Origin of the sequence: Providencia sp. PROV003 (genome assembly GCF_045040775.1) — a bacterium.
GTDB lineage: Bacteria > Pseudomonadota > Gammaproteobacteria > Enterobacterales > Enterobacteriaceae > Providencia > Providencia huashanensis.
The window spans coordinates 708,778-725,397 of record NZ_CP096369.1 but is presented as its reverse complement, the minus strand read 5'-3'; the positions used below and the strand labels follow the sequence as shown (position 1 = coordinate 725,397).

Here is a 16,620-nt window from a genome sequence, read left to right as displayed (position 1 = left end):
CTGCGACAATCTAACGACGATTTCTATAAATGAAAGCTACGGAGTATGCTCACTTTGTGGGGCTAAGGATCGTGTGATATTTACAAGCTATCAGCATGAGGCAAGGCCAAGAAATCCCTGCTATCTAGAGAGAAGTTTCAAATATCAATGCCCAAGATGCCATGCCTTCAGTATGGAGCCTCCGGATCTACCGGAGATGCTTTGGGACTAATGCTCCGCTTTGCCTCGGGTATCCGTTCGACCTATGTTTAAGAGGAAACGCACGTGTCTGCCGCCAAAGCTCTTGCCTATGCACTTTGTGACAAGTTGGAAAGCAAAAAAGTTGATGAAGTCGTACGAAATCTTGTTTCTAGCGGCTGGAATATTAGGGAAGTGGCCTGGGAAGCTTCGTCCTTTGATCATGAAATGCCCTACTTTGACACGGGGCGGGACTTCGATATTGGATTTCCTGACACGCTGTCATCCAAGATTGAGTTTTTGACCGCGAATGGATCAATCGTCCAAGCACGTGCTCGCCTGCACTTCAAGCAGGCTCTAATTTTTGCCAAGGCGTCCAAACATGTCGCCGCGCTCAAGAACTCATTGGATTACTACTATGGATCGTCTGTAATCCCCCCTCAAAACCACGGAGGCTATTTGTAGAAAATTCCATTAATATGAACTCAAGGTGTTCCCTACGGACGAATCAGCGATGAAGGTGGTGTACCTGGCTATCCAGGCGGCGACCAAGAAATGGACGATGCCGATCCGCAACTGGAAGCCGGCCATGAACCGTTTTATGATCGAATTTGGTGACCGTTTAAATGGCCACCTTTAACTGACCGGCAAAAGCACTTACACAAAAGGGTTTACAGGCTCTTTCAGTCATTCCTTTAATGCGTAAATTGCTCTCTAACCACTCTCTCAGCCCACCCTTCCATATCCTCTCTCGATACTTGCAGCTCCCCCAACCCCTTTGGATGATTCACCCCTCTATGCCCGTCTTGTCCATATAATTGATCAAACAAACTATTTGGCCAATTCAATGAGCTCTTCACCACTCCACGCCGTATCTTTTCAAAATCATTCCGCCATGTTTCGCTATCAACGCCACTCAACACTTTGGTAGAAAGCATTTTCACCCCATCCGATGCATCCACCTCTAGCAATACAAATTCACTGCCATTACGTTGCACCCCAACGGCTTTAATCACTCTTGGTGAGCCATCTTTACACAGATGTAATCGGCTACGCCCAACTTTTGGCAAAACCAAGGTTTCTTCAAAAAGCACCCGACATGCAAATTTAGTTTTTAGAATTGAAAGTAGCTCATCAAAAGCAGCAAATCGATTAGCAAAAATAGAGTTGTAATTGGTTGCATCCTGCTTCCCACCCACATCTGCCGCTGCTAGGACACCACCTAAGTGTGGCTCATCAGTACTAACCAAATTACTATTTTCACTTGTTGTTGCTTCTTCTTTTTCTAAAATAGTTTGGCTACTTTTTCTTGCCCTGCGAGATTTTTCAATTCGACTAGGTCTACTAAAACTTATCCATGTCGGCTCAGCCTCTATGACTCGTGTGTCTGTGTCTATATTGGCTGTTTCCTCATCGTCCAACTGTAGATGCTCATCATCAACAACTGACTCTGTTGAAACCGCTATGTGCTGCGTACTACCATCACCTGCCTCCTTTTCCTGAAAAGAGGCATGGCTAATAGCTGTTGTGCTAGGAAGCATAGCGTTGATTTCTAAACCTACTATTTCCTCAACTAAATAATCCTTATCCTCGTTAGAAGAACGTCCTTTTACATGTAATTTCCAACCCTGCATGGGCGGAGGGTCAAAGCTAAAGCACCAGCTTTCAACGCCGTTCTTAATTTCTCTATTTTGTTGATAGTGCCTAAAAATACTTTCATACGAATCCATAACATCTTGATCCGAAAACAACCAAACCAAAAGCTGCACTACGGCCGACTGCTCTAACGCCCCTTTAGGAAACGATGAACTGGGTAAGATCCTTATCTCTAAATGATCTCGCTCAACCTCATACTGAACGTCGAACTCTTGCTGTAAAGCGGTACTGCTCAAACAGCTTCGACAGAAATAGGAGTTAATTAAAAATAATGACCGAGCTAGCTCTAACTGTGGGATGTGATAACGAGTCTTGCTATATGGTGTTTCAGCTTCGTAAATAAATGAACTCTGCGCTCCATCCTTGTTGCGTACGGAAGCAAAGGACGAGAGATTAGGAAAATCGATTATTTTGGCTCGTTGAAGATCCGATGCTTCAAACTCAATCACACGATCCGCCTTATTTATTTGCTTTGTTGTACTGTTAACCACCTTAGCTCGACTTAATAAAGGCAAATGAGTAAATCGAGTCCATTTCCGTTCTTGCATTGGATTAAACCAAACAAAAATACGCCACTCCTTATGACCCGAGTTACGGAATAAATGACCAATATGTACAACCTGCACATTGTCATTAAATGTAGCTAGCCTAACCACTCACTCTTCCCCATAAACCATTTCCAAGAATCTTTGTGCTTCCTCAGTTATCCGCTCTTTAGATAACGTTGCACTTCTTAATAATCGCCAGCGCCTAAGCTCAACATCTTCCTGTTTAAGCTTAATAAAAGCTTGGCTAATCCGTCTAATTTGATAATCTTCCACACTCTCTGAGTAACGCTTTAAGCAAAGCGCTACCAAAGGCAGTTTCTGTAGATTTTTTGCAAGAGAGGTTCCGTTAGGAGTTTGCTTTAACAGCCAGCTCGATGTCGCTCTTGGGTGATCAAGGCTACTATCTAGACGCTTTATGATTCTTAATAGTTGTCGTACAGCAATTCGATCTCTTTGGTTCCAATCAACTCTAGGGGCGGGTGCCAGACGCTCTTGTTGATGCTGTTGATTCCAGTGAACTAGCCAATCCCTGTCATGTCGGTAAAGCCAAGCGTATAGCACCCCACCCTCTAAAGACTGTCTTGCCGCCTTAATTCCTTGGTATTTATGCACTAGTTGCTGCCAGTCTTTATGCTTAACAGATAAATCTTCAGAGTTAGGTTGCACAGACTGGCTAACAGGTCTTGTCGTTATAGAGTGCTCAGTAAGAGCACTTGCCTGCTGTAGCGCTTCTATAACCGTTAGTTTTGGCAATAAGGCTTGCCACACAATACTATGCTGTAAATAACTAAAGGCTTTTCTATGCTTACGGAATATACTTTTCAGCCAACACGTGTCCTTGTTCTCTGCCAACTTTAAATCCAGTTTCTCTAGTGCCTCATCACTAAAAGTCTGCCTCACTCTCTCCGCCACCAAGTCATGACGAATGTGCTTGCTTTTGGTTAGCCCTAGATCCTGCGCTAAGCGCTGATAAAACAGCGTCCACTGCTCAAGGCTTGGGGAAAGCTCTTGCGCTCGTGGAGCATCTAACAGAGGGGCTATATAAGCAGCTAGTGCTGTTAATTGAGATAGGGAGTCTTTGGGGTAGTCTGAAAGCAGCTCAGTATGACCCAAAGCCCAAAATTGATGTCGGTGATCATCTACAGCTCTATCAAAGAAGACTAAAGCACCGTGTTTTGGACAATATGGCAAAGCGGGCAAATACCAATCTCGTTGCCAAAAGGCTTCCCCATACCTATTTAGCTGAAGAGCAACGCAATCAGGGCAGTATCTAAAGCGGTTATCGCTCTTAACTCTAGAAGCAGCGACTCCTAGCATTAAATGCACCGCACCTTGCGCTTGGTACTCCATTAACCGAATAGCTTCGTCTCGGCGCTCCTTGCCTACAAACGGAGCATATAAAGGGAATAAGGTATGCTCATAAATAAGCTGCTGAACAGCGTAACGTCCTGTTTGATGTAGATGTCTTGCTATCACACCTAAATGCGAGGGCAGACCTAAGGTAGCGACCACCTTGCGGTTGCCATACACCTCATCCAACAGCTGCTTAGGACTAACAATCCCTTGATAAACGCCTGCCCGTGCAATAGTGCTATAAATCAGCTCATTCGAGTACGGAACAGGAAAGTTTCTCATGGCTAACCTGCTTGTTTAAATAAGCTCGCCATATCCACTATTACCCCTTTCCCTTTTAACCGTTCATGCATGGTTTTTTCAGGTTGGCGTTGTGAATAGATATAACGTAAATCCGTATCAGGCAAGCTATCCCAGTCGCTGGGCTTGACTACCTTTATAGCCGAAACCTTTTTACTCTTGGAGGGCTTTTCTAGTTCTGACACTACCGTTTCGCCTTCCATCAACCACTGCAAAACAAGAGGCAGTAACTTTTGTCTTGTCATCGTTGGATTCTGGCTAAACGCTTTTTTAATAGTGGGAATTAACAGGCTTGAATCGTAATCCTCTTTCAGCATCAGATATAAATGACGCTGATCTTCGGTATCTAACTCTTGAAGGGCTTTTTCTTCTGGTGTTTGTTCTTGTATCGCTGCGATATCTAGCTGAAGTTGGATTAACCGTTTATCAATCTCGGGAACGACTAGATCAGAATAACGAGCAATGCGTTCTGGGATACCCGAGCGTAATGCCTCTAGCATGGGGTGCACAGGCTTTAACTCATCTTGATACACTTGCCGCAATAAACCAGCGGTAATACGCTCATTGCCTAAAGCTAGCGCACGGAGCTGAGCGAGTACAAAAAGTTTTACTACAATGTCCATCACTCCTTGGCTTAGCTCATACCACACATCACGGACCTCATCCGATAACAGCGCATCTTTGCGTTGTAAAAGCTGTAATTGCCAAAGATTATCCGTAAAAGCGATCCACTCTTGATTGGGCTTTCCACGTTGCGTTTGTTGTATAGGATCCCAGAATATAGCTCCAAACCCTGCCCCTCTACGTGCAGACCGCAAATCAGCCTCAAAAATCTCTCGTGCTTTAGGGGTACCAATCAACATCACTGGTACGCCAATAATATTCACCATCGTCACAAAAAAGTTCAGCATCTCTTGAGATCCACCCGAACGAGAGCGGCTTAAATGCTGAATTTCATCAATAACCAACAACCCTAAAGCATGTGCATTGGCTATTTGCGACATCAAAGCCAACATGGTTTCTATACCATGACGTTTTAAGCCATAACGACGCTCATAGTTCGAGCCCAAGGCTCGATCCAACGCTCTGAAAAAATTCAAGCAGATTTCTTTTAGCGAACCATTATGCGAGCAGTCTATTTTCAAATACACCACCTGCTCTACATTGAGTTCACGATGGTAAATCACCTGAGGATACGTGGCTAGAATACGATGAAGAGAGGTCGTCTTCCCACTACCAGAACAACCAATTAACAATAAGCTTTGTGCCGTAGATCGTGCCTCCTCAAAGCGAAATGTCTCCAACTCTCCCGTTTGAACACGCTCATAACCATTTTGTAAATGCTTTTGTAAATCTCCTGTTTTAGGATTTCTGCCTACGTAGCCACCTCGAATCATGACCGAAATACGCTCACTTAGTAGCAAATGCGTACCTAATGGCTGAAAATAGTCATCTGGAATACGACAAATGGTATGAGCTCTGATAACACGGGACTTTTGCAAGTCAGAGGAAGTAAGCTGTAAAGAGGATTTCAGTGATGCAGCACTATTCACTGACTCTTGTAATGGTGGTAAGGCCTCGATAAAAGGATTATCACGATAAGCCTCTACCCCCGTATCACGATAAACTGCTTGAATCCGGGTAGCACTCATGACTCATCCTTTTCTGGTGGATCCTGAAATAATTCAGGCACGTATGTGGGTAGGCTGTAATCTTCTTGATCATCCGCTTCCACTGCGTTGAAAGGAATAACTTTAGCCTCATCACCTGAAGAGCTTGGCTTCAAATGCTCCGCACGTTTTTTACGCTCCGAGGTCACGGCTTCTTTTTTATTAGTTTTAATCTGCTTAATGCGTGTTGATTTGGGCTCAGTAGTACTGGGCGTTAACTTATTCGCTTTCTGAATGGTTTGCTGAATAAACGCCTCAAGCTCCCTGCGTTTAGTTAACTCATCCTGCTTCGCATTGGCTTTATTGTGTTTTTCTTGTGCTTGTATATCCCAAACCTCCCAAAATGAGAGACCTTTAAACTGCCGACTACGTTCCGTCAGATTACAGCGCCAAAATACACGGCTGCCAACTTGCGGAAACAAATAAATCGTATCAACCAGCACTGGGTCATAAGCCGCTTCTAAATGTTGAGGTCTAGCTATATCAGTGCTCCGCTGCAACCAACCCTCACGCAGAATCTCTGACCCCGAGTAATACAAACCCCACAAATTAACGCCAAATGAAGAAATAGAGACCTTTCGGCGAGGCAGTAACGCTACTCGCAACTGCTCTTGCTCCACAGCCCTTAAACTACCTGTACGATGCTGCATACCCCATTGCCATAGCTGGACAGGAATAGACGGTAAATCTGTAGGAAAATCAGCATCTCGATCGTATTTATCCATCACCAGATGGTTATTTCTGAATAAGATCGTACGCAAAATAATTTGTGTGAACTCAAATACCGACAGAGATGCATCTAACCTATAGTCTGTTTCACCATGGCTTTTGATCCGACTGCCCTCTACAATGCCAGGTGCAAAGGACTTAAACTCGGCTTGTAGTGTTCTAAAAGTGCTTTCCACTATGCCTTTAGCATCGCCACGTCTAGGTGGAGCACTTTCCACTCGCACATTAAAACTAGAAACTAAGGCTTCGACCTGATGACTCATTAATTCGCCACGGTCCGCTAGCAACACATCTGGCAAACCTACACACGGCCAGTCTGAGCTACTAATCTCAATATCATGCTGGGCACAAATGGCCGTTTTGTCAGAGCAAGCATTTACAAAAGCCTGCATCGCCACCACATAAGACGGATTTTCAAAGCCGATATAAAAGCCCGTGATCATCCGACTAAACACATCAATCACAATGTAAAGCGTTGGTCTTCCTATGATTTTTTGGCGATCATGATGATCCACTAAATAAATATCAGCAATCGTGGCATCAATCTCATAACGACTCCCAGGGCCTAACGCCTGAGAAGTGGCTGTACTACTTAAGGGTCGTACGTCTTTTTTATATACCCCTGCTTTAACTCTAGACTTTAAGCGCTGAGCTTTAGGGTATTCTCGATCATAAAAATAACGAAACTGACGTAGTGTTGGGTAATCCTCTTGGGGAATGCGAGGAAAATACTGAGCAAACAAGTCCACAAATCGTCTATAGGCAACGGTGGTCTTTGTACCTTTTTGATTTAACAGGTGCTTTTCTATGGTCAACCTAAAAAGGCGTTCAATCTCGGGCGTTACCTTGGTTCCTTCACCCTTACCATATTCTCTGGCTCGGCCAATCTTTGCTGTTCCTGTCGCTGAACGTCTTTCCCCTGGTGCACCGCTGTTTTTGTAGTCAGGAATTAATGCATTAGGCGTTTGACCACGCTGCCAGTAACGGCGTAACAACTTATAAACTGTAGCCTTAGTAACCTTATGTTCTTGGACCACATGCTCAACGAGTTCGCTTCTGACTTTAGGGTCGAAACGATCCTTACTATTAATAATAGGAAGAATTTTTCGATAATCCTCCTCGCGCTTCTGGAAGCTGACAGAATCTACAGACGGCTCTTCTAAATCAAGATGTACATAAGGGTCATCAGTTCTAACTAAGCGGCCTTCATCTAAATACTGCATTAGCAACAACTCAGCCCTAGCTTGTGGAACTCCTTTATCAGCGCTTATTTGCATCCAGACAACTTGGCCATCCTCTATAGCCAAAATGCGATACGGATCATTATCAAATAGCACAACCTCATTAATTTGCCACATAGCGCAACTCCTCCATATTCACTACTTGGCTAATACAGAGATCTGCACACTTATTTGCCCTGAAAGACTTATAAATATTGAACTTAATAAAACCATTTGCGGTTAAGGCTCGTATCTCACTCAATGTTTTGCCTAACTCCAAATCATAAGCAATATCAACCTGCTTACAGACATTGATAATGTTTTCATCTCCTTTTTCTTGCAGGATATGGGCCAATGGGGATAGTTGTGCTAAAAGCTCCGCAGAAACTTCTTCTGTTTTCACTGAATAAAGCCATTCAATATTTTCTTTTACTACGGGATTTATTTCTTTATCAGTAAAAATGAACCAAGGAATTTGCTTTTGCTGCCAATAGCGACGCTCTAGTTCTAGTTTTTCTAAGGTACGCTCGTCTTGTAAGGCTGCTGCAGGTTTGACTTGAATAGCAAACTGCTCAAAAGGACCATCTTTGCAGTCCACTAAAAAATCAGTAGACATAACCTGATCTACACCACGAATAACAGGATGCTTAATACCACTATCTATTGCAATCTGCCTGGTATCACTAGGTAATAAGGGGAACTGCTCGCGTATATCTAGCACGCTGCTCTCCCACTCAAGACTGAGAAAAACAGCAAGCTCTAAGTCAGATAGCAAATGATGGACTCGTCCCGTCTTATGAGAATAAATACGGTGGGAACGACCTGAAGAAGGAACTTCTTGTACTGTTAGCCATGGAATATAGTCTTTACCATGCCCTTGGCCACGCCCCTCTTTAATACGACGGGCAATTTGCACTTCAGAAAATGAAGAGTTTGCTTTAGCCATAACAAAAGTCCAGTATGCTTTTTCACAGCATAACTGGACTGATTTCAGTTTACAACTATTCTGTCTAGTTTAAGACTTTATTGTCATAGTTTAGATCTATTTTGTTCAGTTTAAGACTTTATTGTCCGCCCACACCTTTATTAATCAATTTATTAATTACTCAACCGTAACAGATTTCGCTAAGTTACGAGGCTGATCTACATCAGTACCTTTAATTAATGCGACGTGATAAGACAGTAATTGTAATGGGACAGTATAAAAAATTGGTGCAATCAGTTCTTCAACATGAGGTAAAGAAACGATTTTCATATTTTCACTGGCTTCAAATCCCGCGTCTTTATCAGCAAACACATACAATAAACCGCCGCGAGCACGCACTTCTTCAATATTTGATTTAAGCTTTTCAAGTAACTCATTATTAGGAGCAATAATAATGACAGGCATATCTGCATCGATTAACGCTAATGGACCATGTTTCAATTCACCCGCAGCGTAAGCTTCCGCATGAATATATGAAATTTCTTTCAATTTCAATGCCCCTTCAACTGCTATAGGGAATTGATCACCACGACCTAAGAATAATGCATGGTGCTTATCAGAAAAATCTTCCGCTAATGCTTCGATGACTTTATCTTGAGACAACATGCTTTCAATACGGGAAGGGAGCGCATGTAATGCATGGGAAATATTTTCTTCCAGCTCAGGGTTTGCGCCTTTTAAACGCCCCATATACGCCACTAACATCAGTAAAACAGTTAATTGTGTAGTAAATGCCTTGGTTGATGCCACGCCAATTTCTGCACCCGCTTTTGTCATCAACGCAAATTCTGATTCACGTACCAATGAAGAGCCTGCAACATTACAAACAGCTAAAGAAGTCAGATAACCTAATTCTTTAGATAAACGCAATGCCGCTAATGTATCCGCCGTTTCACCTGACTGAGACAACGTGATCATTAAACTATTTTTACGATGTGCTGGATTGCGATAACGATACTCTGAAGCGATTTCCACATCACATGGAATACCTGCTAAGGATTCAAACCAATAGCGCGCAACCATGCCTGCATTGTAAGATGTTCCACAAGCAACAATTTGAATATGCTCAACTTGAGATAAAATATCACCGGCTTTAGGGCCTAATTCGCTCAAATCGATGCCATTGTCTTTGTCAAAACGCCCTTCAAGGGTGTTTTTAATTGCCATTGGCTGTTCGTAAATTTCTTTTTGCATGTAATGACGATAAACGCCTTTATCACCTGCATCATATTGAACATTTGATTCGATTTGCTCGCGTTCAACAGGGGCACCGTTATTATCAAAAATACGAACAGTACGGCGAGTAACTTCCGCGACATCACCTTCTTCAAGGTAAATAAAACGACGAGTCACAGGCAGTAGTGCTAATTGGTCCGATGCTAAGAAGTTTTCACCCACACCTAAGCCAATAACTAATGGGCTACCAGAGCGTGCGGCGACTAATAATTCAGGAATACGGCTATCCATAATTACCGTACCGTACGCACCGCGTAATTGTGGAATAACACGTTGAACCACTTCCACCAGTGACCCACCTTTTTGTTGTTCATGGTGAACAAGGTGAGCAATCACTTCAGTGTCAGTCTCTGAACTAAAGACATAACCGAGTTTTTTCAGTTCTTCTTTCAGTTCTAAGTAGTTTTCAATAATACCATTATGAACAACTGCAATATAACCTGACGTATGCGGGTGAGCATTACGTTCACTTGGAATACCATGAGTCGCCCAACGAGTATGCGCAATCCCCGTTCCACCTGATACAGGGTTCTTTTCCGCTTCTTCCGCCAGCATTTGCACCTTGCCCACTTCACGTAAGCGTTGTAGATGACCTTCGTGATCAACAACAGCCATACCAGCTGAGTCGTAACCACGATATTCAAGACGACGAAGACCCTCTAACAAAATTTCTGCGATATCACGTTGTGCAACAGCACCTACAATTCCACACATATTTTATTGATTCCTAGACAAAAGGCTCTTTCTATAGAGACCCTTATTTTGTCGTAACCTAATTGTTGTACAGTTTTCACTGTTCCCCAGCCTTGTAGAAAATGGGGATATTTATTTTTATATTGCTACCTTAGGTAGCTATTTTAATCTTTGCTATTTATTAGCGTTTTTATCATAGGAGAGATATCGCTATCACTCCTTAATATTTACTTATTTTTTCTTAACTGGACGTTGCCAGTTTTTTATATGCATTTGCTTTACACGGCTAACAACAAGCTCATCTTCATTCACATCACGAGTCACTGTCGTACCAGCACCAATGGTTGCACCTTTTGCCACTGAAACTGGCGCGACTAATTGGGTATCAGAGCCTACAAATACATCATCACCGATAATGGTTTTATGTTTATTAGCGCCATCATAGTTACAAGTGATAGTTCCAGCACCAATATTCACGTTATCACCAATTTGTGCATCACCGAGGTAACTCAAATGGCCAGCTTTAGAACCTAACCCTAAAGACGCATTTTTCATTTCAACGAAATTACCTACGTGCGCTTTGGCCGCTAATTTAGCACCTGGGCGTAAACGCGCAAAAGGGCCAACCGTGCATTCTGATGATAAATCAGAGTTTTCTATTACTGAATATGGGCTAATAACTGAGTTATCCCCAATTACACAGTTTTTCAAAATACAGCCAGATTGAATATGGACGTTATTGCCTAATGTCACATCGCCTTCAATGATCACATTAGTATCAATAATAATGTCACGACCATGAGTCAATGTTCCGCGCAGGTCAAAACGTGCAGGGTCGATTAGCATCACCCCCGCTAATAACAGTTTTTCAGCTTGTTCTTTCTGATAAACCCTTTCTAACGCAGCCAATTGCAGACGGTTATTCACGCCTTCCATTTCACTTAAATGTTTAGGATGAACAGTTGCAATTTTGTTCCCTTCTTTATGCGCTAATGCGATGACATCTGTAATGTAATATTCGCCTTGTGCATTATCGTTGTTTAGCTGAGCCAACCAACGTTTAAAATCTTTACCACTAGCAACCATAATACCAGTATTGATTTCTTGGATCTTACGTTGCTCTTCAGTCGCATCTTTCTGTTCAATAATACCGACAACTTCATTATTTTCACGAATGATACGTCCATAACCACTTGGATTATCTAAGATAACGGTCAGTAAACCAATTCCACCATCAGGTTTCACTTCAATTAAGCGATCTAAGGTATCTTTGGCAATCAATGGGACATCACCATATAACATGACAATGTCTTCATCATCTTGGAAGTTTGGTGCAGCTTGTTGCATCGCATGGCCCGTTCCAAGTTGTTCGGCCTGCAATACCCAATTTAGGTTTTGCTCACCCAGTTTTTCCTTCAGTAAATCACCGCCATGTCCGTATACCAGATGAATATCTGATGCACCAATGGATTTTGCTGTATCTATAACATGCTGCACCATCGGTTTGCCCGCAAGTAAATGCAAAACTTTAGGTAGATTTGAATACATCCGTGTGCCTTTACCGGCAGCTAAAATCACGACACTTTTTCTTTGCACAGTCATTTTTCCTGAAACTCCAACTTAGGGATGAAAGTAAACCTATTTCCTTTATAAATTACTACATATTTCGTTCAAATAAAAAAGCCAGTTAGGGTTAACCAACTGGCTTTTTTCTATACTGCTATCATTACATTAGCTTTTTAGTCAATTCGATCACTCGAAGTTTGGCTATTGCTTTTGCAAGTTCTGCCGATGCCTGAGCATAATCAACATCACCGTGTGCTTTACGGACGTGTTCTTCCGCTTTACGTTTAGATTCCACTGCTCGAGCTTCGTCTAAATCTTTACCACGGATCGCTGTATCAGCGAGTACGATAACACCGTTTGGTTGTACTTCTAAAATACCGCCGGAGAGGTAAATTAGTTCTTCTTCACCAAACTGCTTGGTAATACGTACCATGCCCGGTTTTATGGCAGTCAGCAGCGGGGTATGCTGCGGGTAAATCCCCAGCTCACCTTCACTACCTGTCACCTGAATTTTCTGTACTAGGCCTTCAAACATTTGTTTTTCAGCACTAACAACAGTCAGGTGGTATGTCATTGCAGCTACCATATCAACCTCCTGTCAGCTGGATTAAAGCTTTTTAGCTTTTTCCACAGCTTCTTCAATGGTACCAACCATATAGAACGCTTGTTCTGGCAGGTGGTCGTAATCACCGTTCAGGATACCACTGAAACCACGGATAGTGTCTTTCAGGGAAACGAACTTACCTGGTGAACCGGTAAATACTTCAGCAACGAAGAATGGTTGAGACAGGAAGCGCTGGATCTTACGAGCACGAGCAACAACCAGTTTGTCTTCTTCAGACAACTCATCCATACCCAGAATTGCGATAATATCTTTCAGTTCTTGGTAACGTTGCAGAATAGACTGAACGCCACGCGCAACATCATAGTGCTCTTGACCAACTACGAGTGGGTCTAGCTGACGGCTAGTAGAATCGAGAGGGTCAACCGCTGGGTAGATACCCAAAGATGCGATTTGACGGCTCAGTACTACCGTTGCGTCCAAGTGAGCAAAGGTGGTTGCTGGTGATGGGTCAGTCAAGTCATCCGCAGGAACGTAAACCGCTTGAACGGAAGTGATAGAACCTGTTTGAGTTGAGGTAATACGTTCTTGCAGAACACCCATCTCTTCCGCCAGCGTTGGCTGATAACCTACCGCTGATGGCATACGACCTAACAGTGCTGATACTTCAGTACCCGCCAGTGTATAACGATAGATGTTATCTACGAACAGCAGTACGTCACGACCTTCGTCACGGAATTTTTCAGCCATAGTCAGACCAGTCAGCGCAACACGCAGACGGTTTCCTGGTGGCTCGTTCATCTGGCCATAAACCAGTGATACTTTATCCAAAACGTTAGAGTCGGTCATTTCATGATAGAAGTCGTTCCCTTCACGAGTACGCTCACCAACACCTGCGAATACTGAGTAACCTGAGTGCTCAATCGCGATGTTACGGATAAGTTCCATCATGTTTACTGTTTTACCAACACCCGCACCACCAAACAGACCAACTTTACCACCTTTCGCGAATGGACAGATTAAGTCCATTACTTTGATACCGGTTTCCAGTAGTTCTGTTGAGTTTGATAACTCTTCATAGCTAGGTGCTGCACGGTGAATTGACCAGCGTTCTTCTTCGCCAATATCACCTTTCATATCAATAGGCTCACCCAGAACGTTCATGATACGTCCTAGAGTTGCTTTACCTACTGGTACTTCGATTGGGTGATCTAAGTTAACAACACTTAAACCACGGCTTAGGCCATCTGATGTCCCCATTGCGATACAACGGACAACACCACCGCCTAACTGTTGCTGAACTTCAAGCACCAGTTTTTCTTTACCGTTCATAACCTCAAGAGCGTCATACACTTTTGGTACGCTATCTTGAGGGAACTCGACGTCCACAACGGCGCCGATTACCTGGATAATCTTTCCAGTAGCCATCTTGAATCCTCTACGTAATTCGTAAACCTAGCTGTTAAACCGCGGAAGCACCCGAAACAATTTCGGTAAGCTCCTGAGTAATGCTGGCCTGACGAGCTTTGTTGTAAACCAACTGCAACTCTTTGATCAGGTTACCACCATTATCAGTAGCGGCTTTCATCGCTACCATTCGTGCGGCCTGCTCACTAGCCAGGTTTTCAACGACGCCCTGATAAACCTGCGACTCGATATAACGACGTAGCAGGGTATCCAGCAACGCCTTAGGATCGGGTTCGTATATATAATCCCAAGATTTCTTCTTCAATGTTTCATCATTGCTTGCAGGCAATGGCAATAATTGAAGAATAGTTGGCTCCTGAGACATTGTATTGATGAACTTGTTAGTCACCACATACAGTTTATCCAAACGCCCTTCATCATAGGCTTGTAGCATAGAGTTAACTGGACCAATCAAATCTGAAAGCGTTGGGTTATCCCCCATTCCGGTTACTTGTGTAACGACATTGCCGCCAACAGAACCAAAGAATGAAACCGCTTTAGAGCCGATTAAAGCCAAATCAACCTGAACATTTTTCTCAGACCATGATTTCATATCTGCAAGGAGTTTTTTGAACAGGTTAATGTTCAAACCACCACACAGACCACGGTCTGTTGAAACAACCAAATACCCTACGCGCTTAACTTCACGCTCTTCGAGATATGGATGTTTATATTCCAGATTACCTAACGCTAGGTGACCAATAACACTGCGCATGGTCTCCGCATAAGGACGGCTAGCCGCCATGCGTTCTTGCGATTTACGCATTTTGGACGCAGCGACCATTTCCATCGCTTTAGTGATCTTCTGCGTGTTTTGCACGCTGGCAATCTTGGAACGTATCTCTTTTGCGCCGGCCATTACTGCTTCTCCTTATTAACCAGACGGCCCATAAAAACTCACGGGCCGAATAGTATTACCAGGACTGAGTTGCTTTAAATGATTCGAGCAGTTTTTTCAACTTACCTTCGATATCATCGTTATAGTTACCAGCCTGGCCGATTTCATTCATAAGGTCAGCATGCTCACGCAGTGCATATGAAACTAATGCTGTTTCGAATGCACCAATTTTCGCTAACTCAACATCATCCAAGAATCCACGTTCTGCCGCAAACAGAGACAATGACTGCTCTGCTACTGACATCGGTGCATATTGTTTCTGTTTCAGCAATTCAGTTACTTTCTGACCATGACTTAACTGTTTACGAGTCGCATCATCAAGGTCGGAAGCAAACTGAGCAAACGCTGCCAGTTCACGATACTGAGCCAGTGCTGTACGAATACCACCAGACAATTTCTTGATAATTTTAGTCTGAGCAGCACCACCAACACGAGATACTGAAATACCTGGGTTAACCGCTGGACGAATACCAGAGTTAAACAGGTTAGATTCCAGGAAGATCTGACCATCTGTAATCGAAATTACGTTAGTCGGTACGAATGCAGAAACGTCACCGCCTTGAGTTTCAATGATAGGCAGAGCCGTCAATGAACCTGTTTTGCCTTTAACTTCACCTTTAGTAAAGTTTTCAACGTATTCAGCGTTAACACGAGCTGCACGCTCAAGTAAACGTGAATGCAGATAGAAAACATCACCTGGGTATGCTTCACGTCCTGGTGGACGACGCAGCAACAGTGAAATTTGACGGTATGCGACAGCCTGTTTAGACAGGTCATCGTAAACGATCAGTGCATCTTCACCACGGTCACGGAAGTATTCACCCATTGCGCATCCAGAGTATGCGGAAAGGTATTGCAGAGCTGCTGATTCAGATGCAGTCGCAACAACAACAATGGTGTTTTCCAGAGCGCCGTGTTCTTCGAGTTTACGTACTACGTTAGAAATTGTAGATGCTTTCTGACCGATAGCGACATAAACACATTTGATGCCAGAATCACGCTGGTTAATGATTGCGTCGATCGCTAGAGCAGTTTTACCTGTCTGGCGGTCACCGATGATAAGCTCACGCTGACCACGGCCGATTGGAATCATCGCATCGACTGATTTATAACCAGTTTGTACAGGCTGATCAACGGATTGACGTTCGATAACACCTGGAGCAATAACTTCAATTGGAGAGAAGCCATCATTCTCAACAGGGCCTTTACCATCAATTGGTTGACCCAGTGTATTCACGACACGTCCAAGTAAGCCACGGCCTACTGGAACTTCAAGAATACGACCAGTACATTTTACTTTCATGCCTTCTGCCAAGTCGGCATAAGGACCCATAACAACCGCACCAACAGAGTCACGCTCTAAGTTCAATGCGATAGCGTAACGGTTGCCTGGCAGCGCGATCATTTCACCCTGCATGACTTCGGCTAAACCGTGAATACGAATGATACCGTCATTAACGGATACAATCGTACCTTCATTGTGAGCTTCACTCACAACATCGAACTGAGCAATACGCTGTTTGATCAGTTCGCTGATTTCGGTGGAATTCAGTTGCATAT

12 protein-coding genes and 1 pseudogene are annotated in these 16,620 nt (G+C 43.4%); 2 read left to right on the top strand and 11 right to left on the bottom strand.

The window, feature by feature from the left end; genetic code table 11:
- Positions 1-264: 264 nt before the first annotated feature.
- Positions 265-642, top strand: coding sequence for a hypothetical protein (locus M1F14_RS03170; RefSeq protein WP_001271300.1), 378 nt, complete (start codon positions 265-267; stop codon positions 640-642).
- Positions 643-664: 22 nt separating this feature from the next.
- Positions 665-817: pseudogene (locus M1F14_RS03165) on the top strand (IS256 family transposase); the annotation flags it as partial.
- A gap of 55 nt (positions 818-872) precedes the next feature.
- On the opposite strand, the gene M1F14_RS03160 reads toward M1F14_RS03165, so the two are convergent.
- The 11 genes from M1F14_RS03160 to atpA form a co-directional block, all read right to left on the bottom strand.
- The gene (locus M1F14_RS03160; protein WP_000251879.1) at positions 873-2,489 is read right to left on the bottom strand and encodes a Tn7-like element transposition protein TnsE; all 1,617 of its coding nucleotides are present in this window, start codon (positions 2,487-2,489) and stop codon (positions 873-875) included.
- A complete protein-coding gene (locus tag M1F14_RS03155) occupies positions 2,490-4,016 on the bottom strand; it encodes a TnsD family Tn7-like transposition protein (protein ID WP_001243518.1) in 1,527 nt (508 codons plus the stop codon). It lies immediately after the preceding gene.
- Positions 4,017-4,018: 2 nt separating this feature from the next.
- On the bottom strand, positions 4,019-5,686 hold the full coding sequence (locus M1F14_RS03150; RefSeq protein WP_001276994.1) for an AAA family ATPase: 1,668 nt from the start codon (positions 5,684-5,686) through the stop codon (positions 4,019-4,021).
- On the bottom strand, positions 5,683-7,791 hold the full coding sequence (locus M1F14_RS03145; RefSeq protein WP_000267723.1) for a DDE-type integrase/transposase/recombinase: 2,109 nt from the start codon (positions 7,789-7,791) through the stop codon (positions 5,683-5,685). Before M1F14_RS03145 ends, M1F14_RS03150 begins: the two co-directional genes overlap by 4 nt.
- Positions 7,778-8,599 carry a TnsA endonuclease N-terminal domain-containing protein gene (locus M1F14_RS03140; protein ID WP_001029679.1) on the bottom strand — a complete coding sequence of 274 codons (822 nt, stop codon included), beginning with the start codon at positions 8,597-8,599 and terminating at the stop codon, positions 7,778-7,780. Before M1F14_RS03140 ends, M1F14_RS03145 begins: the two co-directional genes overlap by 14 nt.
- Before the next feature lie 156 nt (positions 8,600-8,755).
- A complete protein-coding gene (glmS, locus tag M1F14_RS03135) occupies positions 8,756-10,588 on the bottom strand; it encodes a glutamine--fructose-6-phosphate transaminase (isomerizing) (RefSeq protein WP_042846795.1) in 1,833 nt (610 codons plus the stop codon).
- A gap of 210 nt (positions 10,589-10,798) precedes the next feature.
- Positions 10,799-12,169: a bifunctional UDP-N-acetylglucosamine diphosphorylase/glucosamine-1-phosphate N-acetyltransferase GlmU gene (glmU, locus tag M1F14_RS03130; protein WP_071547555.1), complete on the bottom strand. Its 1,371-nt coding sequence runs from the start codon at positions 12,167-12,169 to the stop codon at positions 10,799-10,801.
- Positions 12,170-12,293: 124 nt separating this feature from the next.
- Positions 12,294-12,719 (bottom strand): F0F1 ATP synthase subunit epsilon, encoded by a 426-nt coding sequence (locus M1F14_RS03125; RefSeq protein WP_042846797.1) that lies wholly within the window; start codon positions 12,717-12,719, stop codon positions 12,294-12,296.
- Positions 12,720-12,740: 21 nt separating this feature from the next.
- Entirely contained in the window at positions 12,741-14,123 is a 1,383-nt protein-coding gene (atpD, locus tag M1F14_RS03120) for a F0F1 ATP synthase subunit beta (protein WP_042846798.1), read from the bottom strand.
- A gap of 34 nt (positions 14,124-14,157) precedes the next feature.
- Positions 14,158-15,021 (bottom strand): F0F1 ATP synthase subunit gamma, encoded by an 864-nt coding sequence (gene atpG / locus M1F14_RS03115; RefSeq protein ID WP_042846799.1) that lies wholly within the window; start codon positions 15,019-15,021, stop codon positions 14,158-14,160.
- A gap of 55 nt (positions 15,022-15,076) precedes the next feature.
- The gene (gene atpA, locus M1F14_RS03110; RefSeq protein ID WP_042846800.1) at positions 15,077-16,618 is read right to left on the bottom strand and encodes a F0F1 ATP synthase subunit alpha; all 1,542 of its coding nucleotides are present in this window, start codon (positions 16,616-16,618) and stop codon (positions 15,077-15,079) included.
- Between the last annotated feature and the right edge of the window lie 2 nt (positions 16,619-16,620).

Coding starts and splice junctions, on each gene's coding strand:
- M1F14_RS03155 (WP_001243518.1), bottom strand. CDS start 4,016: ATGAGAAACTTTCCTGTTCCGTACTCGAATGAGCTGATTTATAGCACT.
- M1F14_RS03150 (WP_001276994.1), bottom strand. CDS start 5,686: ATGAGTGCTACCCGGATTCAAGCAGTTTATCGTGATACGGGGGTAGAG.
- M1F14_RS03145 (WP_000267723.1), bottom strand. CDS start 7,791: ATGTGGCAAATTAATGAGGTTGTGCTATTTGATAATGATCCGTATCGC.
- M1F14_RS03140 (WP_001029679.1), bottom strand. CDS start 8,599: ATGGCTAAAGCAAACTCTTCATTTTCTGAAGTGCAAATTGCCCGTCGT.
- glmS (WP_042846795.1), bottom strand. CDS start 10,588: ATGTGTGGAATTGTAGGTGCTGTTGCACAACGTGATATCGCAGAAATT.
- glmU (WP_071547555.1), bottom strand. CDS start 12,169: ATGACTGTGCAAAGAAAAAGTGTCGTGATTTTAGCTGCCGGTAAAGGC.
- M1F14_RS03125 (WP_042846797.1), bottom strand. CDS start 12,719: ATGGTAGCTGCAATGACATACCACCTGACTGTTGTTAGTGCTGAAAAA.
- atpD (WP_042846798.1), bottom strand. CDS start 14,123: ATGGCTACTGGAAAGATTATCCAGGTAATCGGCGCCGTTGTGGACGTC.
- atpG (WP_042846799.1), bottom strand. CDS start 15,021: ATGGCCGGCGCAAAAGAGATACGTTCCAAGATTGCCAGCGTGCAAAAC.
- atpA (WP_042846800.1), bottom strand. CDS start 16,618: ATGCAACTGAATTCCACCGAAATCAGCGAACTGATCAAACAGCGTATT.